This window comes from Streptomyces sp. WAC 06738, assembly GCF_003945505.1.
Taxonomy (GTDB): Bacteria; Actinomycetota; Actinomycetes; order Streptomycetales; family Streptomycetaceae; genus Streptomyces.
In genome coordinates this window covers 5,577,982-5,602,606 of record NZ_CP029618.1, presented here as the reverse complement: position 1 = coordinate 5,602,606, position 24,625 = coordinate 5,577,982, and the positions used below count along the sequence as shown (strand labels likewise).

At 73.1% G+C, this 24,625-nt stretch carries 27 protein-coding genes; 11 read left to right on the top strand and 16 right to left on the bottom strand.

Features of this window, described 5'->3' with window-relative positions; translation table 11 throughout:
• Positions 1-5: 5 nt before the first annotated feature.
• The 3 genes from DMB38_RS24905 to DMB38_RS24895 all read right to left on the bottom strand — a co-directional run bounded on the left by DMB38_RS24905 (position 6) and on the right by DMB38_RS24895 (position 4,276).
• On the bottom strand, positions 6-1,055 hold the full coding sequence (locus tag DMB38_RS24905) for a MoxR family ATPase (protein ID WP_125937022.1): 1,050 nt from the start codon (positions 1,053-1,055) through the stop codon (positions 6-8).
• Positions 1,056-1,493: 438 nt separating this feature from the next.
• A complete protein-coding gene (locus DMB38_RS24900; protein ID WP_125937021.1) occupies positions 1,494-3,731 on the bottom strand; it encodes a trypsin-like peptidase domain-containing protein in 2,238 nt (745 codons plus the stop codon).
• On the bottom strand, positions 3,728-4,276 hold the full coding sequence (locus DMB38_RS24895; RefSeq protein ID WP_125937020.1) for a CU044_2847 family protein: 549 nt from the start codon (positions 4,274-4,276) through the stop codon (positions 3,728-3,730). The genes DMB38_RS24900 and DMB38_RS24895 overlap by 4 nt, the downstream gene beginning before the upstream one ends.
• Before the next feature lie 147 nt (positions 4,277-4,423).
• Here DMB38_RS24895 and DMB38_RS24890 point away from each other — a divergent pair, with 147 nt between their 5' ends.
• The 4 genes from DMB38_RS24890 (at position 4,424) to DMB38_RS24875 (ending at position 7,962) form a co-directional block, all read left to right on the top strand.
• Entirely contained in the window at positions 4,424-4,603 is a 180-nt protein-coding gene (locus tag DMB38_RS24890) for a DUF6104 family protein (RefSeq protein ID WP_125937019.1), read from the top strand.
• Positions 4,604-4,778: 175 nt separating this feature from the next.
• On the top strand, positions 4,779-5,678 hold the full coding sequence (locus DMB38_RS24885; protein ID WP_125937018.1) for a DUF4097 family beta strand repeat-containing protein: 900 nt from the start codon (positions 4,779-4,781) through the stop codon (positions 5,676-5,678).
• A gap of 1 nt (position 5,679) precedes the next feature.
• Positions 5,680-6,879: a PadR family transcriptional regulator gene (locus DMB38_RS24880; RefSeq protein ID WP_125937017.1), complete on the top strand. Its 1,200-nt coding sequence runs from the start codon at positions 5,680-5,682 to the stop codon at positions 6,877-6,879.
• Between the two features lie 90 nt (positions 6,880-6,969).
• On the top strand, positions 6,970-7,962 hold the full coding sequence (locus DMB38_RS24875) for a fibronectin type III domain-containing protein (protein WP_125937016.1): 993 nt from the start codon (positions 6,970-6,972) through the stop codon (positions 7,960-7,962).
• A 22-nt stretch (positions 7,963-7,984) separates the two neighbouring features.
• Here the strand turns inward: DMB38_RS24875 and DMB38_RS24870 are convergent, their stop codons facing one another.
• Positions 7,985-8,629, bottom strand: a complete 645-nt coding sequence (locus tag DMB38_RS24870; RefSeq protein ID WP_125937015.1) for a response regulator transcription factor — start codon at positions 8,627-8,629, stop codon at positions 7,985-7,987.
• Positions 8,626-9,810: a histidine kinase gene (locus DMB38_RS24865; RefSeq protein WP_125937014.1), complete on the bottom strand. Its 1,185-nt coding sequence runs from the start codon at positions 9,808-9,810 to the stop codon at positions 8,626-8,628. The genes DMB38_RS24870 and DMB38_RS24865 overlap by 4 nt, the downstream gene beginning before the upstream one ends.
• A 169-nt stretch (positions 9,811-9,979) precedes the next feature.
• Here DMB38_RS24865 and DMB38_RS24860 point away from each other — a divergent pair, with 169 nt between their 5' ends.
• Positions 9,980-10,903, top strand: a complete 924-nt coding sequence (locus tag DMB38_RS24860; RefSeq protein ID WP_125937013.1) for an SDR family oxidoreductase — start codon at positions 9,980-9,982, stop codon at positions 10,901-10,903.
• 97 nt (positions 10,904-11,000) lie between these two features.
• Here the strand turns inward: DMB38_RS24860 and DMB38_RS24855 are convergent, their stop codons facing one another.
• From DMB38_RS24855 to DMB38_RS24845, 3 genes are all read right to left on the bottom strand, one after another.
• Positions 11,001-11,951, bottom strand: a complete 951-nt coding sequence (locus DMB38_RS24855) for an aminoglycoside phosphotransferase family protein (RefSeq protein WP_125937012.1) — start codon at positions 11,949-11,951, stop codon at positions 11,001-11,003.
• Positions 11,952-12,022: 71 nt separating this feature from the next.
• Positions 12,023-12,577: a Clp protease N-terminal domain-containing protein gene (locus DMB38_RS24850; RefSeq protein WP_125937011.1), complete on the bottom strand. Its 555-nt coding sequence runs from the start codon at positions 12,575-12,577 to the stop codon at positions 12,023-12,025.
• A complete protein-coding gene (locus tag DMB38_RS24845; protein WP_125937010.1) occupies positions 12,577-12,786 on the bottom strand; it encodes a helix-turn-helix domain-containing protein in 210 nt (69 codons plus the stop codon). The genes DMB38_RS24850 and DMB38_RS24845 overlap by 1 nt, the downstream gene beginning before the upstream one ends.
• Before the next feature lie 102 nt (positions 12,787-12,888).
• Here DMB38_RS24845 and DMB38_RS24840 point away from each other — a divergent pair, with 102 nt between their 5' ends.
• Both DMB38_RS24840 and DMB38_RS24835 read left to right on the top strand, forming a co-directional pair.
• Positions 12,889-13,350: a prevent-host-death family protein gene (locus DMB38_RS24840; protein ID WP_125937009.1), complete on the top strand. Its 462-nt coding sequence runs from the start codon at positions 12,889-12,891 to the stop codon at positions 13,348-13,350.
• A complete protein-coding gene (locus tag DMB38_RS24835) occupies positions 13,347-13,703 on the top strand; it encodes a hypothetical protein (protein WP_125937008.1) in 357 nt (118 codons plus the stop codon). The genes DMB38_RS24840 and DMB38_RS24835 overlap by 4 nt, the downstream gene beginning before the upstream one ends.
• A gap of 21 nt (positions 13,704-13,724) precedes the next feature.
• Here the strand turns inward: DMB38_RS24835 and DMB38_RS24830 are convergent, their stop codons facing one another.
• The 4 genes from DMB38_RS24830 to DMB38_RS24815 all read right to left on the bottom strand — a co-directional run bounded on the left by DMB38_RS24830 (position 13,725) and on the right by DMB38_RS24815 (position 17,478).
• Positions 13,725-14,687, bottom strand: a complete 963-nt coding sequence (locus DMB38_RS24830; protein WP_125937007.1) for a zinc-binding dehydrogenase — start codon at positions 14,685-14,687, stop codon at positions 13,725-13,727.
• Between the two features lie 92 nt (positions 14,688-14,779).
• Positions 14,780-15,532, bottom strand: coding sequence for an amino acid ABC transporter ATP-binding protein (locus tag DMB38_RS24825; RefSeq protein ID WP_125939251.1), 753 nt, complete (start codon positions 15,530-15,532; stop codon positions 14,780-14,782).
• Positions 15,533-15,549: 17 nt separating this feature from the next.
• Positions 15,550-16,518: an amino acid ABC transporter permease gene (locus tag DMB38_RS24820; RefSeq protein ID WP_047017987.1), complete on the bottom strand. Its 969-nt coding sequence runs from the start codon at positions 16,516-16,518 to the stop codon at positions 15,550-15,552.
• 36 nt (positions 16,519-16,554) lie between these two features.
• Entirely contained in the window at positions 16,555-17,478 is a 924-nt protein-coding gene (locus DMB38_RS24815; protein ID WP_164716096.1) for an ABC transporter substrate-binding protein, read from the bottom strand.
• Positions 17,479-17,972: 494 nt separating this feature from the next.
• On the opposite strand from DMB38_RS24815, the gene DMB38_RS24810 reads away from it, so the two are divergent.
• A complete protein-coding gene (locus tag DMB38_RS24810) occupies positions 17,973-19,187 on the top strand; it encodes an NADP-dependent malic enzyme (RefSeq protein WP_047017985.1) in 1,215 nt (404 codons plus the stop codon).
• Between the two features lie 190 nt (positions 19,188-19,377).
• Here the strand turns inward: DMB38_RS24810 and DMB38_RS24805 are convergent, their stop codons facing one another.
• On the bottom strand, positions 19,378-20,406 hold the full coding sequence (locus DMB38_RS24805; RefSeq protein WP_125937006.1) for an aldo/keto reductase: 1,029 nt from the start codon (positions 20,404-20,406) through the stop codon (positions 19,378-19,380).
• A 110-nt stretch (positions 20,407-20,516) separates the two neighbouring features.
• Between DMB38_RS24805 and DMB38_RS24800 the strand changes: the two genes are divergently transcribed.
• Positions 20,517-21,098, top strand: coding sequence for a TetR/AcrR family transcriptional regulator (locus DMB38_RS24800; protein WP_125937005.1), 582 nt, complete (start codon positions 20,517-20,519; stop codon positions 21,096-21,098).
• A gap of 24 nt (positions 21,099-21,122) precedes the next feature.
• Here DMB38_RS24800 and DMB38_RS24795 read toward each other — a convergent pair whose 3' ends face one another.
• Entirely contained in the window at positions 21,123-21,920 is a 798-nt protein-coding gene (locus DMB38_RS24795) for a class I SAM-dependent methyltransferase (protein WP_125937004.1), read from the bottom strand.
• Positions 21,921-22,042: 122 nt separating this feature from the next.
• On the opposite strand from DMB38_RS24795, the gene DMB38_RS24790 reads away from it, so the two are divergent.
• Positions 22,043-22,639: a CGNR zinc finger domain-containing protein gene (locus DMB38_RS24790; RefSeq protein ID WP_125937003.1), complete on the top strand. Its 597-nt coding sequence runs from the start codon at positions 22,043-22,045 to the stop codon at positions 22,637-22,639.
• On the opposite strand, the gene sodX is transcribed toward DMB38_RS24790, so the two are convergent.
• Positions 22,552-22,986 (bottom strand): nickel-type superoxide dismutase maturation protease, encoded by a 435-nt coding sequence (gene sodX / locus DMB38_RS24785; protein WP_125937002.1) that lies wholly within the window; start codon positions 22,984-22,986, stop codon positions 22,552-22,554. The two genes, DMB38_RS24790 and sodX, sit on opposite strands and share 88 nt — an antisense overlap.
• A 148-nt stretch (positions 22,987-23,134) precedes the next feature.
• On the opposite strand from sodX, the gene sodN reads away from it, so the two are divergent.
• Positions 23,135-23,530 carry a superoxide dismutase, Ni gene (gene sodN / locus DMB38_RS24780; RefSeq protein WP_047020362.1) on the top strand — a complete coding sequence of 132 codons (396 nt, stop codon included), beginning with the start codon at positions 23,135-23,137 and terminating at the stop codon, positions 23,528-23,530.
• 183 nt (positions 23,531-23,713) lie between these two features.
• Here sodN and DMB38_RS24775 read toward each other — a convergent pair whose 3' ends face one another.
• The gene (locus DMB38_RS24775) at positions 23,714-24,577 is read right to left on the bottom strand and encodes a hypothetical protein (protein ID WP_125937001.1); all 864 of its coding nucleotides are present in this window, start codon (positions 24,575-24,577) and stop codon (positions 23,714-23,716) included.
• Positions 24,578-24,625 lie beyond the last annotated feature (48 nt).

The window sequence follows — 24,625 nt, the reverse complement described above, 5'->3', positions numbered from 1 at the left end:
CGTGCTCACCGCGGCCTGTTGATGGGCCGCATCAGCTCCTCGGTCACGCGCCGGGCGGAGCCGTCCGCCTGGTCCCAATCGGCCTGCCGGGTCAGCTCGATGGCGTTCAGCAGTTGATCCACGGCCCGTACGTCGCCGGGGCCCGCGGCCAGGAAGCGGTCGATCAGCTCCGTGAACCGCTCGTCGTCGCCCTCGGGGAAGTGCGCCCGGACCATCCCCGTCAGCCGCGCCCGGTCCGGCACCGGCAGTTGCAGCTCGATGCAGCGGCGGCGCAGCGGCGCCGGGAACTCGCGCTCGCCGTTGCTGGTGAGCACGATGAACGGGAAGGCGCCGCAGCGGACCCGGCCGCCGCGCACGGGCACTTTCGTACCGTCGTCGCTGAGCACCTCGACGACCGGCGCACGGTCGGCGATCCGCTCCAGCTCGGGGATCGTGAACTCGCCCTCCTCCAGCACGTGGAGGAGGTCGTTCGGCAGGTCGATGTCGCTCTTGTCCAGCTCGTCGACGAGCAGCACGCGCGGGCGCGCGGAGGGCAGCAGCGCGGTGCCCAGCGGCCCGAGGCGGATGTAGCGCCCGATGCCGCCGCCGGGCTCCTCGGCGGCACCCTCCGTGCCCGGGGAGCCGGCGCTGTCGGCCCGGCGGGCGGCGCGGTCGAGCTGGGCGTCCTGGAGGCGGCCGATGGCGTCGTAGGCGTACAGGCCGTCGCGCAGGGTGCTGCGGCTGACGATGGGCCAGGTCAGGACCCGGCCGAGGCCCAGCTCGTACGCCACGGAATGCGCGAGCGTGCTCTTGCCGCTGCCTGCCTGCCCGGTGACGAGCAGCGGGCGGCGCAGGTAGAGCGCGGCGTTGACCATCTCGCACTCGCGGGTGCTGGGCCGGTGGTGGCTGGCCTCGCGGCGCCGCTGGCCGAGTCTGCGCTCGGAGGAGGGCTCCAGCGCGGCCGGCGGAGGCACCGGTGGACCGCCGTCGAATTCTCGCCACGGAGGCGGTGCCGGCAGTCTCTCCATGCCTTCGTGGGGGGCGCCGGTGCCTCGGTAGATGAGCCACTCGCTCACGTCGTAACCCCTTTGTCGCCGACCGGGCAGCGGGCTTGCCCCACTGTCTGCCCGGCGACGGACGAGGGCAACCCTCACGGGGGTAAGAGGCTAGCCAAGAGCGCTGACGCCCGGTGCCGAATCGGCCAATCCGCGTGGTGGCGGGCCCGTTTCGTCCAACTGCGCAACCGGTGCGCGAGGTTCGTCCGGGACGCCCCCGGACGCCCGCGCACCGTTCACCCGTTCACCGGCCCGCTCACCCATTCACCACCACCCGTACGCCGTTCACGCCCCCTGCGGCAGGGCGCACCGGCGTGCTGGTCCGGGCCCGCGTACGTCGCACCACGCGCCACACCGGTCACGACGGCACCCGAGAGGCGCCGATCCGTCGTCCGCGTACCCGCGCCGACTCGGCCACATCGCGCCGAGCCCCGCGACCGACCGCTCCTCCACCGCCGCTCAACCACCCGCGCCGATCGTGTCGTCCGCGTCGTCGTAGAAGAGGATCACGTCCGCCGCGCACCCGCGCCCGGCCTCCAGCGCCTCCCGGCGTACCTCGTGCAGCCGCTCCGGCAGATCGCGCACGACCGTTCCTGCACCGTCCGCCAGCAGCGCCGCCAGCTCCTCGTGGTACGCCGCGCACTCCTCGCCGCACTCCTCGCCCTGGTGGCCCCCCGCGCGCCACAGCGCGACCGCCGTGCCCTCGTCGAGCAACTGCCCCACGACCGCCGCCCGCCCGCTGCCGTCGCCCAGCGCGTGGCAGAAGACCGGCACCCCGCCGTCGCCCGCCCCGCGCCCCCAGCCCGGCGGCGCGGCCCGTACCAGCCGCTGCCGCGGCGCCCTGCTCATCCGCCGCCACCGGTCGCGCCACAGCGGCTCCGGCTCGGGACCGGCGCGCGCCGCGTCCCGGTGCACCACCGGCCGCACCGTGCCCGCCGGCGGCCGGGCCGCGGTCGCCCGGCCGGACGCCGGCAGCTCCCAGCGGTACGTGGGGTGGGCCTGCCGCTCCTCCGGCAGCGCCACCTCCAGCCGCACCCGCGTCTGCGCCTCCGCGTCGGCCCCGAGCAACTGCGGCGCCAGCGCCTGGAGCACCTGCGCCTCCGCCTCCTCGAACGAGCCCCCGGCGTACGACTGGTCGAGCGCGACGTGCTCCCACTCCCCCTTGCCGTAGCCGCGCCGCACGGTCCAGTTGTAGCGGGGCACGGATCCCGCGGCGGGGTCGAGGAACGGCAGCTTGTCGAACGTGACGAGGACGCTCACCGGCGCCCGCCGCACCGCGCGGATCTCCTGCCGCTGGCGCGGCGGCAGCTCGCCGGCGCGCTCCGCGACCCACGCTTCGAGGGACTCGACGGCCGTACGCGCCCCCGCGCCCTCGCCCGCGTCGGGTCCCGCGCCGATCCCGGCGGCGGCCTCGCGGGCCACGAGCTTCAGGTACAGCAGCATGTCGCGCAGCGCGCGCTCCGGCGCGGCGTGCCGGTGCAGCAGCCCGTGGCCGTCGCGCCAGTCGCGCAGCCGCCGGGCGCCCAGCGGGCGGCCCTGGATGTCGAGCACCTGGTGCACCAGCCGCTCGACGACCTCGGGGTCGCGCGGCGCGGGCAGGTCGGCGAGGCGCCACAGCGCGCTCAGCCGGTCGAGCGCGCCCCAGGCGCCGAACCGCGCGGGGCCCAGCGCGCGCTGGAGGTCGGTCCAGGAGGTGCGTTCGTCGTCGATGCCGTGGTGGCGGTGCCAGTGCCAGGCGTCGTGCAGCCGCATCAGCTCGCGGTACGGCTCGGGGCCCAGGCCCGTCGCGCCGGGCAGCAGGTGCTCGGGCGAGAGCGCGTGGAGTTCGTCGAGGGACACGGCGGTGCCGCCGCCGGTGCCGCTGCGGTAGCGGGCCTTGACGACGCCGACGACCTCGCCGCGGCCCAGGTGCAGTACGGGCCCGCCGGAGGCGCCCCGGCGGATCGGGGTGGGGGTGCCGAGCAGGATCTGCTGCCCGTTGCGCCCGGCGAACTCGGCGCTGAGCAGCGCCGCGTCGACGTCCTCGCCGCTCCCGGCGGCGGCCCGCCCGTGGGCGCTGAGGAGGACGGCCTGGTCGAGGAAGTCGTCGTAGCGGTCGCCGAGCCAGACGGGCTCGCTGCCCGCCGGGGGCCGGGCGGGGTGCCCGCGGTCGGCCACGGGCTGCGCGCCGGAGCGGGCGCCGGGCAGGGCGCCGGGCTGACCACCCGGCTGAACGCCCGTCTGCGCACCGGACAGGGCCGCGTACGGGAGCCCGTACCGTGCTTCGCCGCCCGGGGCACCCGTGTCCGCCCCTTCGGTCCGCAGCGGCAACAGCCGCACCAGGGCCAGATCCGGCCCCACCTGCATCACCGCTTCCGCGAACGTCTCGTCCCGTACCTCCGGGTCGCGGCCCATCCGCGCGGCGGTGCCGTCCGGCGACGGCATGCTGTACTCCACCCGCCCCGGCACCGTACGCCCGCCCACGACCACGCCGATCAGCTCGCCCGGCGCCGTACCGCGCCGCCAGCCGTCGGGGTGGACGAAGACGTGCGCGCAGGTGAGCACCCACTCCGGCGCGACGAGGAACCCGCTGCCCCACAGCGACCCGTCGTCGGCACCGGGCGCCGCCCGGATGTCGACCGTCGCCGCGGCGGCCAGTTTGCAGAGCTGGTAACGCGCGTAGTCCGCGGCCTCGCTGCTCTCGATCGGAACCCTCATACCGGTGCAGACGCAGTGGAAGACGTGCCGGATGCACCAGATGCAGCCGTATCGGACGAGGCGGTCGATGCGGCGGGGGGCTCGGCTCCGGAGGGGCCGGCCGGGCGCGAACCGGGCTGCCAGGTCAGGGTGACGGAGAGCTGGGCCGTGGTGTTCGCGTCGGCGAGCAGCGCGATCGCCTTCCCCGTCCCCGCGGAGATCTCGACGCCGAACGTCACGCTCACCTCGTCCGGCGCGGCGGCCGCGGCGGCGGCCCGTACGGAGGCGGCCACTCCGCCGACGAGGGGCGTGAGCCCGGCGACCCGGGAGGCCAGCCGGCCCCAGTCGGCGACGGGTTCGAGGTCGGCATCGTCGTCGCCGTCCGCGATGCCCCCGCCGGCGTCCCCACCGCCACCGGGTCCGCCGTCCGGCCCGGCACCGCGGCCGGCACCCGCGGGCGCCGGCACCCGCGTCCCCGCCGCGACCCGCTCGTCGAGCGGCGTCGCCCGGACCCACACCTCGGTGCCGTCCGGCAGAGTCACGCGCTGCGGCAGGTTGCTGCTCATCCGGTTCCCCCGACTACGCTCGGTGCCCAATGCACCGACATTAGTCCGCGGACCGCCGCCCCGCGACGGTATCCGCGGCTGTCCGCCGGTCATCGGCCGCGGTGAGCGATACTGAACCGGTCACTTCCCCCTTCCGGAGCACCCACCATGTACTTCACCGACCGCGGCATCGAGGAGCTGGAGAAGCGGCGCGGCGAGGAGGAGGTCACCTTCGAGTGGCTGTCCGAGCAGTTGCGCACCTTCGTCGACCTGAACCCGGAATTCGAGATCCCGGTCGAACGCCTGGCCACCTGGCTGGCCCGCCTCGACGACGAGGACGAGGAGTAGGCCCAGCAGCAGCCCCCACCCTCACCACCCGCCGCACGCACCCCCTGCCACGTCCACCCGCTTCCCGGGGTTCACGCTTGACTTCCGCGTGCCGCGATATATCGTGTCTTGGCAGAGACGCGATATGTTGCGTTGGGTGTGAGCGCTCGCCAGAGCCCGAGTCAGGAGGCCGTGGATGTCGGTGCAGCTTGTGGCCGATCCCCAGACCCTCGCTTTCGAGGAGCCGGTCACGGCCCTGAAGGTGCGGATCGTCAACGGAGCCGTGCACGTCGTCGGGACCCACGACGACGCCGGCCTGCCGGGTGCGCGCCTGGAGGTCAGTGAGATCGAGGGCCCGCCGCTGCGCGTCTCGCTGGAGAACGGCGAGCTGACGGTCGCGTACGAGGACCTGCCCTGGCGCGGCTTCCTGAAGTGGCTCGACCGCAAGGGCTGGCGCCGCCGCGTCGTCGTCTCCCTCGCCGTGCCGGCCACCGCCCGCGTCGAGGTCGGCGTCGTCGGCGCCGACGCCGTCGTCTCCGGCATCGCGGGCCGTACGGACGTACGCGGCGTCAGCGGCGGCGCCACCCTCGTCGGGCTCACCGGGCCGGTCCGCGCCGACACGGTCTCGGGGGAGCTGGAGGCCCAGGCCCTCGAGGGCGACCTGCGCTACAACTCCGTCTCCGGCCCCCTCACCCTCATCGACGGCGCCGGCGGCAGCGTCCAGGCCGACACCGTCAGCGGCGACATGGTCATCGACCTCTCCCCCGCCGCCCGCGCCGCGGACGTGCGGGTCAACACGGTCTCCGGCGAGATCGCCGTACGGCTGCCCGAGGAGCCGGACGTCGAGGTGCACGCGAGCACGACGAGCGGTGCCGTCTCCAACGCCTTCCCGGCGCTGGACGTCAGCGGCCAGTGGGGCGCGAAGTCCGTCGACGGCCGCCTGGGGGCGGGCAAGGGCTCGCTGAAGGCGACCACCGTCTCGGGCGGCCTCGCCCTGCTCCGCCGCCCGGAGGGTGTGGACGACGAACCGGAGGACGCGCCGCCGGGCGCGGGTCCGGCCGGCTCCGCCGGCCCGTCCGACAAGAAGGTGCTCTGACATGCCCCCCGTCTTCGCCCACGGCCGGCTCCGGCTCTACCTGCTCAAGCTGCTCGACGAGGCCCCCCGCCACGGCTACGAGGTGATCCGCCTCCTCGAGGAGCGCTTCCAGGGCCTGTACGCCCCCTCCGCCGGCACCGTCTACCCCCGGCTCGCCAAGCTGGAGACCGAGGGCCTGGTCACGCACACCTCCGAGGGCGGCCGGAAGGTCTACGCCATCACCGAGGCCGGCCGCGCCGAACTCGCCGCCCGCCAGGCGGAGCTGGCGGAACTGGAGCTGGAGATCCGCGAGTCCGTCGCCGAACTCGCCGCCGAGATCCAGGCCGACGTCAGCGGCACGGCCAGTGATCTGCGCCGCGAGATGCGCCAGGCCGCCAAGGAGGCCCGCACGTCGGGCGGCGCGAGCGCCGGCGAGAAGGAGTCCTGGCGGCAGGCGAAGGAGGACTTCAAGCGGGCGAAGCAGGAGTTCAAGGAGCAGGCGAGGCGCGCGAAGGACGAGACGCGGCGGGCCCGGCAGGACGCGGAGCAGGCGCGCAAGCACGCGCGTGAGACGCAGGAACGGGTGCGCAGCGAGGCGGAGCGGATCGCGCGGCAGGTGCAGGAGCAGGTGCAGACGCGGGTCCGTACGGGCGACTGGCAGGGCGGCCTCATGGACGGCCTGGCGGAGCTGACGCGGGAGTTGGGCAACCTGGGCGGCTTCGGCGGCCGCGGCGCGGGCACGGAGACGGAGACGCAGGCGGGGACGGGGAAGAAGGCGGGCGCCGGGACGGGGGCGGAAGCGGGCGCCGGGCCGGAACCCGCGTCTCCGTCCGACACGATCGCCGACGCGGCCACCGCTCCCGCCCCGCCCCCCGCCGGGATGCACACCGCCGCGGGAACCGCCGGGATGGGCGGCGTCAGGACACCCTGGCCGTCGTACATCAAGCCGGACCCCGCCGACACCCCGGAGTGGGCCGACGAGGACACCCCGCAGGACGCCACCCCCGCCGAGCTGGCCCGCGAACTGGAGCGCCTGCTCGACCGGTTCCGCGACGACGTCCGCGACGCCGCCCGCGACAACGGCGTCTCGCCGGACCAGCTCCGCGAGGCCCGCCGCCATCTCTCCACGGCGGCGGCACACCTCACGGCGCTGCTGCGCATCGGCGGCGGGAGCGGCGGCAGGGGCGGCAGGGACAGCGACGGAGGCGGCGCGGAGGACTGAACTGCGGGGCGCTGCCGACGTCTTGAAATGTACGCGGTGAGTGTGCGAAAAAGGTCTGGACCTTTGCTTCGCACGATGAGAGGCGTCCCTGTGAGGCCCACCCCCACGCTCGCCGCGCTGAGCACCACCGCCGCCTGCCTCCTGGCGCTGACCGCCACCTCCTGCGGCTCGGACGGCGAAGCCGCCGCCGAACCGCCGGAGACCCCCACCGTGCCGACCGGCGTGACCGTCTACACGAGCACGTCCACGTCCGTGCACGTCATGTGGAACAAGGCGGCGGAGGCGGAGAACGTCCGGCGCTACGAGGTGTATCGCAACGGCAAGAAGATCCAGAACGTGCCGGCCGAGAAGCACATGATCGACATCACCGGCCTCAAGCCGTCGTCCTCGTACACCTTCGCCGTACGGGCACGGGACGCCGACGGCAAGCTCTCGGGCCCCGGTCAGGCGCCCGCGGTCACGACTCCGTCGGCGGACGCCGACGACAGCAAGCCGCCCACGCGGCCGGAGAGCCTCAAGGCTCGTGCGGACGGCCCGCGTTCGGCGACGCTGACCTGGACGAGGTCGGAGGACGACAAGGAGGTCACGTCCTACGACATCTACCAGGAGGGCACCAAGATCCACAGCGTCGGCGGCACGGAGACCACCGCCTCGGTCACCACCCTGCGCCCCGACACCCCCTACACCTTCACGGTCAAGGCCCGCGACGCCGCCGGCAACTCCGGCCCGGCCAGCCCGTCCGCGAGCGTCACAACGGAGCCCGAACCGGGCGGCAAGGCAGGCGCGGAGATCCCGACGGACCTCCAGGCGACGGCCCGCAAGGACGCGGGCGCGTGGAACCTCGACCTGGTGTGGAATGCCCCGAAGGCGGGCGGGGACATCACGGAGTACGAGGTGTACGTGGACGGGAAGTTCGCCTCGAAGCTGGTCCTGGGCGAGTCGGCGCCGAAGGACACGGGGCGGATCAGCCTGCCGCTGGAGAAGTCGGGGAAGGCGACGTACGCGGTGAAGGTACGGGCGAAGCTCCCGGACGGGAAGTGGGGCCCGTTCACCAAGGACGTGACGGTGCGGGCGGGCGGATAGCGCCCGCACGCCCGCAGCCCCCTCACCCCGCCAGGTCCCTCGCCGCCAGTGCCGCCTGGACCCTGTTCGCCACCCCCAGCTCCGCCAGAATCCTGCTCACGTGCGCCTTCACCGTCGACTCCCGCAGCCCCAGCATCGCCCCGATCTCCGCGTTCGTCATCCCGTCCGCCACCGCCGACAGCACCTGCCGCTCCCGCGGTGTCAGGCGTGCCGCCGCCTCCCGCGCCGCCTGGCTGCGGGCGGCCTCCGGGTGGTGGAAGCGGCTGATGACCGTGCGGGTGACCGTCGGGGAGAGCATCGCGGCGCCCGCCGCGACCACGTGGATCGCCTGGAGGATGGCGTCCGGCGGGGTGTCCTTGAGGAGGAAGCCCGCCGCGCCCGCCGCCAGCGCGCCGTAGACGTACTCGTCCAGGTCGAACGTCGTGAGCACGATGACCGCCGGCGGGTCCGGCAGCCGGCAGAGCGCGGCGGTGGCGGCTATGCCGTCCATGCCCGGCATGCGGATGTCCACCAGGGCCACGTCGACCCGCCGGCCGCGCGCCGCCGCCACCGCCGCGGCGCCCTCCGCCGCCTCCCCGGCGAGTTCCAGCCCGTCGTCCGTGGCGATGAGGTCCCGCAACCCCGCGCGCACGAAGGCGTCGTCGTCGACGACCAGGACGCGGATCACCGCGCCACCGCCGCGCTCAGCGCGGGCGGTTCCTCCACCGGATGTACGGGCACGGGCAGGTCCGCGGTGAGCACGAACCTGCCGTCCCCCGTACGCCCCGTGGTGAGTTCGCCGTGCAGGGCGGCCACCCGCTCGGCTATGCCCACCAGGCCGTAGCCGCGCGACGGGCCGTCCCGCGGCTCCGGCGCCGCCCCGCACTCGTTCTCCGCGCGTATCGCCACCCGCGTCCTCGTCACCGTCACCGTGAGGTCGACCGGCGTGCCGGGCGCGTGCTTGCGGGCGTTCGTGAGGGCCTCCTGCACGATGCGGTGGGCGGCGAGGCGGACGGCGGCGGGCAGGCCCGCGAGGTCGTCGGTGCGGGCGCGGACCCGGGTGCCGGCGCGCTCGGACTCGGCGATGAGGGCGGGCAGGTCGTCGGCGGTGGGGGCGAGCGGGACCGGGCCCTCGTGGTCGCGGAGCGCGCCCAGCAGGTCCCGCAGGTCGTCGAGGGCGTGGGCGCTCGTCGTACGGAGGAGGTCGAGGCGTTCGCGTACGGGCTCGGGGACCGTGTCGCCGCGGCGCTGGAGGACGCCGGTGTGCAGGACGAGCAGGCTGAGCCGGTGGGCGAGCACGTCGTGCATCTCGCGGGCGATCCGCGCCCGTTCGGCCATCCGCACCTGCTCGTCGCGCAGCCGGTTCGCCGCCTCCAGGTGCTCCAACTGCCGCGCAAGCGAGCCGGCCAGGTCGCGCTGGCCGCGCACGGCCAGGCCGACGGCCAGCGGCACGGCGAGGATCGCGCAGGGGAAGAGCACGACCTGCGGCATGTTCACCAGCTCGCGGAACGGGCCGAACGCAGCCGGTACGAAGACGGCGCCGGTCAGCGCTATCGCCGTGCCCCGCGGCCGCCACAGCGTCACCCCGTAGAGCGCGAGGAAGACCGGCCAGACCTGGCTCTCCAGCAGAAACCCGGCGCCGGTCACCGCCGCCACGGCCACCGGCATCCGGCGGCAGAGCGGCAGCACCGCGCAGAGCGCACCGGCCACGACGGCGCTCGCCGCCGGCGACGTGAGGAGGCCCGCCTGCTCGGTGAGCGCCGCGCGCAGCGACTTGAACACGACGAAGACGAACCCGGCCGCCAGCAGCAGCCGGAGCTGCGGGGGCGTCAGCAGTGCGCGGCGCACGAACCGTTCGGCGGTGGACATACCGGCATCGTAAACAGCCCGGCTGACACGCACATTCGACGAAAGTCGGGGGTCGGCCCCGGCCCGCCACCGCCGTTGGTCGGTGCGCGCCGTCGCCGGGCGGCGGATGCGGAGCGCGGCGTACGGGCCGGAGGGTGGAGCCGTACCGCAGGTTGAGGAGGGACAGCACATGCAGGACGGCAGCAGCGGGTCGGTGGGACGGCGGCACGTACTGGGCGGGGCGGCAGCGGCGATGGCCGCCGCGGGGGTGGGCCTCGGGGCCGGCGCCCGGACGGCGTCGGCGCAGGAACAGGGGCAGCGGGCGAAGGGCGGGAGGTACGCCGGGAAGACGGTCCTCGTCACCGGCGCCACCTCGGGCATCGGGCGGGCCGCGGCGATCGCGTTCGCCGCGGAGGGCGCGCGGGTCGGTTTCTGCGGGCGGCGCCGGGACCTGGGGCAGGACGTGGAGCGGCAGATCCGCCGGGCGGGCGGGGAGGCGACGTACCTCAGGGCGGACGTGCGCAGGCCGGAGGAGGTGCGGGGGTTCGTCGACGCGGTGGCGCAGAAGTACGGCGGCCTCGACATCGCCCTCAACAACGCGGGGATCCAGAAGCCGTTCACCGACCTGCACGAGGTCTCGGTGGCGGACTGGGACGACGTCACGCTCACCAACACCCGCGGCATCTTCCTGGCGATGAAGTACGAGATCCCCCACCTGCGGGCGCGCGGCGGCGGCGTCATCCTCGTCACCGGATCGTCCAACCAGTACGCGACGCGCCCGGGCCTCGGCTCGTACACGGCGAGCAAGAACGGCGTCACGGGCCTGGTGCAGGCGGCGGCGATCGAGAACGGCACGCACGGCATCCGCGTGGTGGCGCTGGCGCCGGGGATGACGGACACGCCGATGCTGGACGTGCACCGGCCGCCGGGCGACACGGACGAGCAGTGGGCGGCGCGGAAGGCGGAGTTCGGCCGGCAGGGGATCGACGCCTTCAAGCGGATGGCGACGCCGGAGGAGATGGCGTCGGCGGCGCTGGCGCTGGCGTCGGACGACATGGGGTTCCAGACGGGTACGACGGTGGTGGTCGACGGCGGGCAGTTGGCGGGCATGTGACCGCCCGGCGGGGCGGGTGACCGCGGGTGACCGCGTACGGAACGGGTAGCGCGGGCCCGGCGCACACGGCCGGACCCGCGCTACCCGCGCACGCCGGTCAGCCGAACGCACCCATCAGCGCCACGACATACGCATCCAGCCGCCCCTCCACCGCTCGGGTCGTCAGCTCCGTCCGCCCCGCCTGCCGCCACGGCTCCGACACCACCTCGACTTCCTCCGAGAACGACAGCGCGTCCCGCACCAGCCAGTACCGCCGCGCACTCCGCTCGGCGGCCGGCGTCCCGCCCGCCTCCTCGTACGCCCCGGCGAACCGCAGCCCCCACTCGGGGCCGTGCAGCAGCGCGAGATTGGCGGCGCAGTGCGCCACATCGAGGTCCGCGGGCCCCCAGGAGGGCTGCGCCCAGTCGACGACGCCGGTGATCCGGACGGGGCCGGGGCCGCCGGGCGTTGCATCGAACAGCACGTTGCCGGGCTGGAAGTCCCGGTGCAGGAAGCGCCCTTCGCCGGGCGGCGGGGGTTCGCGGATCACGTCGATCGCCGCGGCCCAGGCCGCTCTGTCGGCGCCGTCCGGCACGACGACGGTCTCGGCGGTCGTCGACGTCTCGTACGCCACGGGCCGCTCGGCGGGCCGCAGCGCGTGGATCGCCACGAGCTGGCGGGCGAGCAACGGAACGCGCGCCTCGAGCCCTTCGTCGTCCAGGGCCGTGCGGCCCGGCAGATGCGTCATCAGCAGCGACGGGTGCTCGCAGTGCGCGGCTGCCGGATCCACCGCGACCAGCCGGGGAGCCGGCACACCGGTCCCCGCGAGCAGGGTCAGGGCGGCGGCCTCCCGGACCAGCCACTCGGGGGCGCGCTCCCGGCCGGCGAAGGTCCGCAGCACGAGGTCGCGGGTGCCGCCGCCGGCCGTGGCGATGGTCAGCCGCCGCACCTCGGCGCTGATGCCGCCGTGCAGCGCCTCGGTACGGACGATCCGTTCCCCCGCGGCGAGGTGCCCGCGCACCCAGGCGAGGGTGGACGGCCGGACGGCGGTGTCGTGGTGGTCGGTCATCGCGCCAGCTCACCACCGGCGCGGCGGCGGGCGCAAAGGAGATTGCGGCGAGAGGGCGGTGCTGCCGCCCCCTACCCCGCGCGCTGTACGGCCGGCAGGGCGGCCTCGATGGCGGCGTACGTGGCGCCGTGGTCGGCCAGGACCTCGGCGGGTATGCCGGGGGTGGCGGCGAGGGCGAGCAGGATGTGCTCGTCGCCGATGGCCTTGTCGCCGCGGACCAGGGCGATCCTGAGGGACCGTTCGAGCACGGCCTTGGCGCCGGCGTCGAACCTGGTACGTCCCCGCCGCCACGCGCGCCGCCGGGCGAGGGCGCCGGGGCCGTGGGCGGACTCGACGCGGTCGACGACGGCGGCGACGTCGATGCCGATGCCGGCCAGCGCCTCGGCGTCGGACTTGGTGAGCCCGCCCCGCCGCCGCGCCTCGTCCAGCCCCCGGAGGACCCCGGCCCGCCGCGCCTCGCCGTCGACCCCGGCGGCGGCCAGCGCGACCGCCCCGGCGGTCCCGGACCCGGCGAGGAGCTGCCGGAGCAGGTGCTCGGGGGCGACGTGGGAGTCGCCGTCCCGCTCCGCGCGCTCGGCCGCACCGCGGACGAGTTCCCTGGCGGCCTGGGTGAACCGTTCGAACATCAGCGCCTCCCGTGCTTCTTGTGTACCGCCTGCCTGCTGACCCCGAGCTCGGCCGCGACCTCCTGCCACGACCAGCCCTGATTCCGCGCGCTCCGCACCTGCACGGCCTCCAACTGCTCCAACAGCCGCCGCAACGCGGCCACGGCCCGCAACCCCTCCCGGGGATCGGCACCTCCGGCCCGCTCGGCAAGCTCGGTCGCCTCACTCATGACGTCAACCTACGTTGACATCCGAGAGATGTCAACCAAAGTTGACGTGGGCGAGCTCGCTTCGAGTGGACTTCGGAACGTATTCCGAAGTATCCTGCCGACATGTCTGCCCCCACCGTGTCCTTCTCGGAGCTGTCCAAGAACTCGAAGCAGGTCGCGCAGACCGTGGACCAGGCCAGGCGGGTGCACGTGACGCGGCGCGACGGGGAGGACATGTACCTCGTCGCCGCCCGGCACGATCAGCAGCGCGAGGAGACGGCGGACATCACCGCCCGTCTCCTCACCGCGCTCATCGGCACCCGGGACGGCAGCAGAGCCATACGGCACGCACTGCCGAGCGTCTTCCCCTGGGTACGGCACCTGTCCGCCGACGAGGTCGGGGAGTTCGTCGGGGACCTGGTCGCCGCCACCCACGACGCGGCCGAGCTCGACGTGCACGCCAACCTCCACCGCGTACTCGTCGAGTGGCGCGCCACCGCGCGCATCCTGGCCGACCCCGAGCTCACCGCGCAGCTCACCCGGCCCCTTCCGGACGAGGACCACGGCGAGGTGACCGCGCCGTGACGCCCAAGCGCGGCGACGAGGTGGCGCCCCCCGCCGCCGGCGAGGAGTGGTGCCTGCGATTCGCGACCAACGAGGCGGCCAAGGGCTGGGGCGAACTGTGCGCGGCGGCGCCGGCCAACACCCGTCGCTGCTACGAGGCCCTGCGCAGCGCCCCCGTGTCCCTGCGCCACCCCGACCGGCAGCACCGCCTGCGCGGGCGGCTGGCGGAAGGCGTCCTCGGCGGGACCGCGTACCCGCAGTGGGAGTACGAAGTCACGTCGGGCGGACGCGTCCGCTACCTGGTCGACGAAGCGCGTCGCACGGTCCACTTCGTGTACGCCTCACCGCGCCACCCCAAGGACACGGACGTCTAGCCGGCCCCGCGCGGAGCGCGGTCAGCGGGTGAGGACCACCTTGCCGAACAGGTCGCCCGTCGCCATCTTCGCGAAGCCCTCCCGGGCGCGGTCCAGTGGCAGCACCGTGTCGATCACCGGGCGGACGCCCTTCGACGCGCAGAAGTTGAGCAGGCCCGCCAGTTCCTCCTTGCTGCCCATCGTCGAGCCGACCACCTTCAGTTCCAGGAAGAAGATCCGCTGCAGCTCCCCCGCCGCCGGGTTCGGGCCGCTCGTCGCGCCGGAGATGACCAGGGTGCCGCCCGGGCGGAGGGACTTCACCGAGTGCGACCACGTCGCCGCGCCCACCGTCTCCAGGACCGCGTCCACCCGGTGCGGCAGGCGGGTGCCCGGGGGCACCGCGGCTTCCGCGCCGAGGTCTTCCGCCCGCTTGCGCTTCGCCTCGTCGCGGCTCGTCGCGTACATCCGCAGTCCCGCCGCCGCGCCCAGCACGATCGCCGCCGTGGCGACGCCGCCGCCCGCGCCCTGGACCAGGACCGAGTCGCCGGGGCGTACGCCCGCGTTGGTGAAGAGCATGCGGTACGCCGTGAGCCAGGCCGTCGGCAGGCACGCGGCCTCCTCGAAGCTCAGCTCCTTCGGCTTCGGCAGGACGTTCCAGGCCGGGACGGCGACCTGCTCCGCGAACGTGCCCTGGTACCGCTCCGTCAGCAGCGACCGCGGCTCGTCGGGCCCCACCCCGTGGCCGGTCTGGCCGATGACGGAGTGGAGGACGACCTCGTTGCCGTCGGCGTCGACGCCCGCCGCGTCGCAGCCGAGGATCATCGGCAGGGCGTCCTCGCCGAGACCGACGCCGCGCAGGGACCACAGGTCGTGGTGGTTGAGGGAGGCGGCTCTGACGTCGACGACGGCCCATCCGGGCGGGGCCTGCGGGGCGGGCCGCTCCCCCAACTCCAGGCCGTTCAGGGGCTCGTCACGGTCGATGCGGGCTGCGTAGGCGGCGAACATGACCATGAAGTTACGCCCCGGGGCGGGGGCCGTACCAGCCCCCGCCCCGCCGAGCGAAATTTCTCACCCGGGTCCCGGGACCCGGAAGCGGCTCACAGCACCTTCGACAGGAACGTCTTCGTCCGCTGGTGCTGCGGGTTCGTCAGGACGTCCCGCGGGTGGCCGGACTCCACCACCACGCCGTCGTCCATGAACACCAGCGCGTCCCCGACCTCGCGCGCGAATCCCATCTCGTGCGTGACGACGATCATCGTCATGCCCGACTCCGCGAGGTCGCGCATCACGTCCAGCACCTCGCCGACCAGCTCCGGGTCGAGCGCCGAGGTGGGCTCGTCGAAGAGCATCAGCTTCGGCTCCATCGCCAGCGCCCGCGCGATGGCGACGCGCTGCTGCTGGCCGCCGGAGAGCTGCGTCGGGTAGCCGGCCGCCTTGTCCGCGAGGCCCACGCGGTCCAGCAGCCGCAGCGCGCGCTCCCGCGCCGTCGCCTTGGACTCCCGCTTCACCTGGACCGGCGCCTCCATGACGTTCTCCAGCGCGGTCATGTGCGGGAAGAGGTTGAAGCGCTGGAACACCATGCCGATGTCCTTGCGCTGCGCGGCGACCTCCCGGTCCTTCAGCTCGTAGAGCTTGTTGCCCTGCTGCCGGTAGCCGACGAGGTGGCCGTCGACGTACAGCCGGCCGGCGTTGATCTTCTCCAGGTGGTTGATGCACCGCAGGAAGGTCGACTTGCCGGAGCCGGAGGGGCCGACGAGGCAGAAGACCTCGCGCGGCGCGACCTCCAGGTCGATGCCCTTGAGGACGTGGGTGAGCCCGAAGGACTTGTGGACGCCCTCGGCCCTGACCATTGCCGTCATGGCGGCGCTCACCTCGTTCCCTTCAGCCGCGGCCCGGAGAAGATGCTCCGCCGGATCTTCTGCCACGGGGTCAGCGGCAACTGGCGCACGGAGCCCTTGGCGTAATGCCGCTCGATGTAGTACTGGATGACGCTGAACACGCTGGTCATCGCCAGGTACCAGATGGCGACGACGATGTACATCTCCATCGGGTTCAGGTTGGTCGCGGAGATCTCGTTCGCCACGAACGTCAGCTCGGTGTACTGGATCACCATCGCCAGCGACGAGGTCTTGAGCATGTTGATGAACTCGTTGCCCGTCGGCGGCACGATGACCCGCATCGCCTGGGGCAGCACGATGCGCCGCATCGTCTTCCCCCGGCTCATGCCGAGCGCGTGCGACGCCTCCGTCTGGCCCTCGTCGACCGACTGGATGCCGGCCCGGACGATCTCGGCCATGTACGCGGCCTCGTTGAGGCCGAGGCCGAGGAGCGCCGCCACGAACGGGGTCATGACGTCGGTCATCTCGTTCTTGTAGAGCGGACCCAGGTTGAGGGTCTGGAAGACGAGACCGAGGTTGTACCAGAGCAGCAGTTGCAGCAGCACCGGGGTGCCGCGGAAGAACCAGATGTAGAGGTTGGCGAACGCCGAGGTCACCGGGTTGTCCGAGAGCCGCATGATCGCGAGCACGATGCCGAGGACCACGCCGAGGAGCATGGCGAGCACGGTGATCAGCAGCGTGTTCCCGGCGGCTTCGACCACCCGGTCGGAGAACAGGTACTCGGGGACGTCGCCCCACTCGATCTTGGCGTTGGCGAAGGCGTAGACGAGCAGCCCGAGGAGCGCGAGGACGACCGCGGCGCTCACCCAGCGCCAGGGGTGGCGCACGGGTATCGCCTTGATCGCCTCGGGCGGCACCGCGGTCGCGGTGCCGGTCTTCGCGAGGTCGGGCCCGGCCGGCCGCTTGTCGGCCGGGCCCGGTGAGGTCGGGTCGGTCACGGGAGGACTTCTCTCTGGAACGGCTGCGGGCGCTGGTTACTCGTTGCCACCGTTGACGGTGGCCTTCTCGACGCCGCCCTGCTGGACGTCCCACTTCTCCAGTACCTTCTGGTACTCGCCGTTCTCGATGATCGCGTCCAGCGCCGCGGCGAGCGCGTCGCGCAGCTCGGCGTTGTCCTTGGAGACCGCGATGCCGTACGGGGCGGCGTCGATCTGCTCGCCGACGACCTCGAAGTCGTCACCGCCGCCGGACTCGCGGGCGTTGTACGCGGCGACCGGGAAGTCGTTCAGGTCGGCGACGGCCCGGCCCTGCTTCACCTGCTGCAGCGCCTCGGTGTCCTTCGTGAACGGCAGCGTCTTGATCGGCTTGTCGCACTTCTCGTTCTGCGCCTTGGCGATGTCCGCGCTGACCGTGCCCCGCTGGAAGGCGACGGTCTTGCCGCACAGGTCGTCGAGCGTGGAGATGCCCTCGGGGTTGCCCTTCTGGACCAGGATGGAGACGCCGGCGGAGAAGTAGTCGACGAAGTCGACCTCGGCCTGGCGCTCCTTGTTGTCGGTCATCGACGACATGATGATGTCGAAGCGGCCGGAGTCGAGCGACGGGATCAGGTTGTCGAAGACGTTGTTCTGGAACTGGAACTCGACGCCCAGCTCCTCGCCGAGCGCGTTGGCGATGTCGATGTCGACGCCGGCGGGCTTGCCGCCCTGGTCGAACTCCATCGGGGCGTACGCGATGTCGGAACCGACCTTGATCACGCCGGCGTCCTTGATCGCCTTGGGCAGCGCGCCGGGCGCCGCGTTCGACGAGGTCTTGGACTCGCCGCCGTCACCGCTGTCGCCCCCGTCGTCCGTCTGGTCGCCGCAGGACGAGAGCACGAGGGCCCCCGCGGCGGCGAGTGCCCCGACGGCCACCAGTCGAGACTTGGCTGCTCCGGTGCGCCGGGTGGTGCGAGGGCTCATTGCGGGATCCTCCTGCGGGGGGTGAACGGGGGTCAGAAGTTCACGGCCCCGGACGCGGCGGTTTGGTGCGCCTGGGGCGGATGTCGACGACTGCCGACGACGGCATCTTTGCATCCGGAAGACACGGCTCAGGAATGCTGCCGGGTCAAAATCCGATAACAGGTTCGGTAATGAGACGTAGCTCACGTTTAGGCATTCCGCCTAAAGGCCCGCGAATCGCACCATTTCGCAGTATGCAAGCGTCCGCATGGCTATGCGATTCGGCTCCGCTCAGTCTCGAGAAGTTGCTCGCACGGGGCGCTCGGCTTCCTGTACAACGGACACTTACACCCCAAATCCGGGGCCCAGGGCGCGAGTGCGGCGCGCCCGGTGTCCGGGCCTCACCGTGGCCATGGCGCTCACTCCGCGGCCAGGCGGCCGGACACGTGCCCGCCCACCCCTCGACCGAGAGGGGTGGTTCCTCTTTCTATGACTGTGACTAAGGGGTCAACAACGTGGCAGCGGAGATCGTCAACCCTCCGAGCGGGACGGATACGTCCGACAGCCCAGACGACGACTACTTCGATCCGGCCTTCGCGCTCCACCGGGGCGGCAAGATGGCCGTCCAGGCGACCGTGCCGGTCAACGACAGGGACGACCTGTCGCTCGCCTACACACCGGGCGTCGCCAAGGTGTGCACCGCCATCGCGGAACAGCCCGAGCTCGTCCACGACTACACCTGGAAGTCCCAGGTGGTCGCCGTCGTCACGGACGGCAGCGCGGTCCTCGGCCTCGGCGACATCGGGCCGGAGGCGTCTCTTCCGGTGATGGAGGGCAAGGCCATCCTCTTCAAGCAGTTCGGCGGCGTGGACGCGGTCCCCGTCGCGCTGGACTGCCGCGAGGTCGACGAGATCGTCGAGACCGTGGTGCGGCTGGCGCCCTCCTTCGGCGGGGTGAACCTGGAGGACATCTCCGCCCCCCGCTGCTTCGAGATCGAGCGCAAGCTCCAGGAGCGCCTGGACATCCCGATCTTCCACGACGACCAGCACGGCACCGCGGTCGTCACGCTCGCCGCCCTGCGCAACGCGACGAAGCTCAGCGGCCGGTCGCTCGGCGAGCTGCGCGCGGTGATCTCCGGGGCCGGCGCGGCCGGCGCGGCGATCGCGAAGATCCTCGTGGAGGCCGGCATCGGGGACGTGGTCGTCGCCGACCGCAAGGGCATCGTCTCCGCGGACCGCGAGGACCTGACCGACGCCAAGCGGGAGCTGGCGGAGCTCACCAACCGCGCGGGGCGTACCGGCTCGCTGGAGTCGGCGCTCGCGGGCGCGGACGTCTTCATCGGCGTTTCCGGCGGCACGGTGCCGGAGCGGGCGGTGGCGACGATGGCGGAGGGCGCGTTCATCTTCGCCATGGCCAACCCGAACCCGGAGATCCACCCGGACGTGGCGCACAAGTACGCGGCGGTCGTCGCCACCGGCCGCAGCGACTACCCGAACCAGATCAACAACGTGCTCGCGTTCCCCGGCATCTTCGCCGGGGCGCTCCAGGTACGCGCCTCGCGGATCACCGAGGGCATGAAGCTGGCGGCGGCCGAGGCGCTGGCCGACGTGGTCGCGGCCGAGCTGAGCCCGGAGTGCGTGATCCCGTCGCCGTTCGACGAGCGGGTGGCGCCGGCCATCACGCGCGCGGTCGCCGCGGCGGCGCGCGCGGAGGGCGTGGCGAGGCGGTAGCAGGCACGCGGCCCCGTACGGCGCACGCCCGGCGGCGCCCGTACGGGCCGCGGAGAACCGTGAGCGGGGCCGTCCGGCAGTGTGCCGGGCGGCCCCGCTTCGTGCCGTACGGAGGCGCCGTCGGGCCGTGCCGTGCGCGGTGGGCCTATGGGTGGTGGGCCTACGGGCGGTGGCGTACGGCCCGTACGCCTCAGGCCGCCACGCGCTCCGCCGGCGCCCTGCGCCGCAGCCCGGCGTGGAGGATCGCCGGCGGGTCGTACGCCATGTCCAGCCGCCCGACCTCCGTCCCCGGCGGCACGATGGCGTCGATCTCGTCCAGCACGTCGTCGCCGAGGACCGTCCCGGCGCCCGCGAGCAGGTCGTCCAACTGCTCCATGGTGCGCGGCCCGATGATCGCCGACGTGACGCCCGGGTGGGAGATCACGAAGGCCAGCGCCATGTGCGTCAGCGACAGGCCCGCCTTCTCCGCGAGCGGAAGGAGCCGTTCGACGGTGTCGAGCCTGCGCTCGTCGGCGAGGTGCCGGAAGCCGTAGCCGCCGCGGAAGGTGGTGGGCTCCTGGCCCTTGCGGTAGCGGCCGGTGAGCATGCCGCCGGCCAGCGGGCTCCAGACCAGCGTGCCCATCCCGTACCGCTCGCAGACGGGCAGCACCTCGCGCTCGATGCCGCGGTCGAGGAGCGAGTAGTTCGGCTGCTCGGTGCGGAACCGCACCAGGCCGCGCCGCTCGGCGGTCCACTCCGCCTCGACCAGGTCGGAGGCGGGGAAAGCGGAGGTGCCGACGGCCCGTACCTTCCCGGCGCGCACCAGGTCGGTGAGCGCGGACAGGGTCTCCTCGATGTCGGTGTCGGGGGCGGGCCGGTGGATCTGGAACAGGTCGACGTGGTCGGTGCCGAGCCGGCGCAGCGAGTCCTCCAGGGCGCGGACGAGCCAGCGGCGGGAGTTGCCCTGCCGGTTGGGGTCGTCGCCCATGGGCAGGTGCGCCTTGGTGGCGAGCACCACGTCGTCGCGGCGGCCCCTGAGGGCCTTGCCGACGATCTCCTCGGACTCGCCGTGGCCGTAGATGTCGGCGGTGTCGACGAAGTTGACGCCCGCGGCCAGCGCTTTGTGGATGATGCGGACGGACTCGTCGTGGTCGGGGTTGCCCTGGGCGCCGAACATCATCGCGCCCAGGCAGTAGGGGCTGACCTTGATCCCGGTCCGGCCCAGCGTGCGGTACTGCATGGCTCTCCTCCTGCGTGGACTGCGGGTCGTACGCACCGGTAAAGTGAATACGGAACATCGTTCAGTCCGAGAATACGGAACACCGTTCCGTTTTTGCAAGGGGTCCGCGCATGCCTGAGCGCAGCACCACGGGGGAGCCGGCCCCCGGCCGCCGCATGCGGCCGGACGTCCGGCGCAGCCTCGACGCGCTGCTGACCGCGGCCGCCGAGGTCTTCGAGACGGAGGGCGTGGACGCGCCCGTACGCCGCATCACGGCGAAGGCGGGAGTGGGGGCGGGGACGCTCTACCGGCACTTCCCGCAGCGCTCGGACCTCATCACGGCCGTCTTCCGCAAGGAGGTCGACGCCTGCGCCGCGGCCGCCCCCGCCCTGGCCGCGCAGTACGAGCCGGTGGAGGCGCTGACGCGGTGGCTGCACCGCTTCACCCGGTTCATCGCCGCCAAGCAGGGGCTGAAGGCCGCCCTCCACTCCGGCGACTGCGCGTACGAGAGCCTGCCCGGGTACTTCCAGGAGCGCTTCGTCCCCGCCCTGACCGACCTGCTGGACGCCGCCGCCGCGGCCGGCGGCATCCGCTCCGACGTGACCCCCGACGATCTGCTGCAGGCGCTCAGCAGCATCATCGACCCGGACGACCAGGAGTACACGCGGCGCATGATCGGGCTGCTCGTCGACGGGCTGCGCTACCGCGGCTGACGCTACCCGCCGGCGAGGCCGGGGTCAGCGCAGCGCCAGCACCGCCGCGTCCCGCGCGGACGCCCAGACCGTACGGGCCTCGGCGAAGCCGGCCGCGCGCAGCGTCTCGGCGTGCCAGGCGGGCGCCTGGACGTCGCCGTCGGCGTGGCCCTCGTTCGGGTCGTTCGGGTCGCCGAATATCGCGAAGCGCTCGGCCGCGGGGCCGCCGAGCACCGGGTCGGCGGCGACCACGCGCCACCAGTCCGCCCAGTCCAGCACACCTTCGGCCCGCTCGCGGTCCTGGCGGACCTTGCTCCAGTTGCGCACGGCCTCGTTGATGGCCGGCGTGGCGGGGTCGGGCATGTGGTCGGCGTTGACGAAGATCCCGCCCTCGCGGACGACGCCGGCGATCTGCCCGTAGAGCGTGGCGAGCTGGTCGGAGAAGAGCCAGTGCAGCGCGGTGGAGGTGAGCACCGCGTCGTACGAACCGTGCGGCAGCCGCGCCGCCCAGTCGGGCTTGGCGAGGTCGGCGGTGACGAACTCGGCGCGGGCGTCCTGGGCGAAGGTGCCGCGCGCGATGGTGAGCAGCGCGGGGTCGAGGTCGACGCCCGTGGTGCGGGCGCCGGGGAAGCGGCGCAGCACCCGGGCGCTGATGCTGCCCGTACCGCAGGCCAGGTCGAGCACCCGGGGCTCGGATCCCACGAGGGCCTCGACGGCGTCGAGCATCACCCGGAAGCGGTCCTCGCGATCCGGCATGTACCACTCCTGCTGGCGGTCCCAGCTCGCCTGCCAGCCCTGCCAGTCGGCACCCACGGGCGTTGCGGCGGCGGTCGTTCCGGCCATTGCTGCCTCCCCTGCCTCTGCTGCGTAATACCCTCTATACGGGGTCGTCCATTACGGCCCCGCCGCGTCAGCATAAGCCGAGCCCGTAAGGATTCCAAGTGGAACTGGCCTATTACTCAGATATGGCCGTGCGCCTCGTCAACACCGAGGAACCGGAGCGCGGCACCGACTCGCTGACCTCGCTGGACGCGGCCAAGGAGCTCTTCCGGGACAGCGGCAACTTCACCCGGCGGGCCACGGACGCCGACGTCAGCAGGCTGCGCCAGGTGCGCGGGCGGCTGCGGGGGATCTTCGAGGCAGCCGACGAGGGCGACGAGGTACGCGCCGTCGACATGCTCAACGCGCTGCTCATCGACTTCCCGGTCAGCCCGCAGGTCAGCGGGCACGACTTCCGCGACGAGGACGGGCGGCCCAAGTGGCACCTGCACATCGCGGAGCAGTCGGCCAACTCGGGAGCGGGCTTCGCCGCCGCGGCGTGCATGGGGCTGGCCGTGCACCTCACCGACTACGGCGTCGACCGCCTGGGCCTGTGCGCGGCTCCGCCGTGCCGCAACGTCTTCCTCGACACGTCGACGAACCGCTCCCGCCGCTACTGCTCCGACCGCTGCGCCACCCGCGCGAACGTCGCGGCCTACCGCGCCCGGAAGCGCCAGGCCAACGGCCGCACCGCCGAGGCGGCCCAGGAGACCGCCGCCGGGACCGAGCGGACCGAGCGCTGAAGGCCGCGCGGGGGGCGCAGGCGCAGGAGGGCGCGGGCGACGACCAGTTCGTCCGGTACGGCGCCGAACTCCCGGCTGTCGTTCTCCACGAACCGGTTGTCGCCGAGCACCCACCAGCCGCCGTCGCGGCGCTCCACCACCCGTTTCACGATCAGCAGATCCTGCTGGAACGGATGACACAGCACCGCCACGTCACCGGGCCGCACCTCCACCCCGTACTGCACGACAAGCTGATCCCCCGGACGCAGCGTCGGCACCATCGACGGACCGTCGACCGCCGCGAGGCCGAGGCGCTGCAGCCCCCGGCGCCCGGCGTCGTGCCCGCGCTCGTTCACCTGGCCCTGCATCGGGCATGCACCTCCGGCCTGTCGTCCACAAGGCCCAGCCTTCCACTGGACTTTTGACCTAAGCCCTCCGGGGCACTCGCGAATTTTCGTTCCCCACGGAGTAATGTCCCACCTGGAAGACGATCACGAGGAAGGACGGCTGCTTTCCATGTTTTCTCGCCTGTTCGCCCCCAAGGTGACGGTCAGTGCCCACTGCGACCTCCCCTGCGGCGTCTACGACCCGGCCCAGGCCCGTATCGAGGCCGAATCGGTCAAGGCCATCCAGGAGAAGATGCAGGGCAACGACGACCCGCACTTCCAGGCGCGGGCCACCACCATCAAGGAGCAGCGCGCGGAGCTTGCCAAGCACCACGTTTCGGTGCTGTGGAGCGACTACTTCAAGCCCCCGCACTTCGAGAAGTACCCTGAGCTGCACCAGCTCGTCAACGACACGCTCAAGGCCCTCAGCGCCGCCAAGGGCTCCACCGACCCGGCCACGGGCCAGAAGGCGCTGGACTACATCGCCCAGGTCGACAAGATCTTCTGGGAGACCAAGCAGGGCTGAGCCCCTTACGGGCTACGGTCACCCGCGCGCCCGTACCGTCACGGACGGTACGGGCGCGTTCCGGTCTCCGGGCCGCCCCGGCGCGCATCGGCCCGCATCGGCCGGCCCGCCCGTGGCAGTTCCCTGCTACACCCGCGTGGCGGCAACTTCTTGCCGCCACGCGCGCGTTGTCCCGGCGGCCGGTTACTTCTTGAGATCGGCGAGCGCCGTCTCCGTCTCGTCCTTCAGCATCTGCTCCACCTCGTCGGGCGACGGCGGGTCGGTGGAGTCGGTGCCTCCGTAGTAGCTCCAGTCCATCTGGTAGGTGAACCAGCCGTCGCGCACGGCCAGGCTCATGGAGCGGCTGCTGCTGTCGCCCTCGCCGTTCTCCCGGACGAGGTACGCCTCCTCGCCGAAGCCCTTCACCGGCTCGGTCTCGTACTTGTAGTCCGCGTCCGAGCGGTCCTCGAAGCCCTTGTACGTCGGGGCGAACTCGCCGGTGGGGTCCGACGCCCCGTGCCAGATGGCGGTCACGGAGACGTACGAGCTGGAGTAGTCGTCCGGGTCCTGCTCGCGGTCCGTCAGGCTCCAACTGCAGAAGCTCTGGGACAGCGCGTCCTGCTCCGAGCCCCAGCCGGTGGCGTCGGACGCGTCCGGGATCTCGTACCGCTCCTCGAACGCCTTGAGCTCGGTGTTCTCGCAGAGGTCCTTCTCGAACCCGTAGCCGAGGACCGGCTCGGGGTCCTCCGACGAGTCGAACCCGCCGGTCGCGAAGAGCGCGCCCGCCCACACCGCGGAGGCGACCACGACGCCCCCGAGGCCCCACAGCCAGGCCGGCACGCCCTTCTTCTCCACGGCGCCGAAGCCGGGCGGCGCCCCCGCGGGCTGGCCGGGCGGCTGGCCCGGCGGGCCGCCAGGAGGCTGGCCGGTGATCGGGACACCGGCGGGCATCGTCGGCTGTGCGTACGGGGACTGCTGCGGCACCGAGCCCTGGGGCTGCTGCTGTGCGTAGGGGTTGGGGTTGTTCTGCTGGTACGGATTCGGCGGCGGGCCCGGCGGTATCGACATGAGCGCAATGTACCGCCTGGAGGCGACAGCGGCCGGGCCGTTCCACCG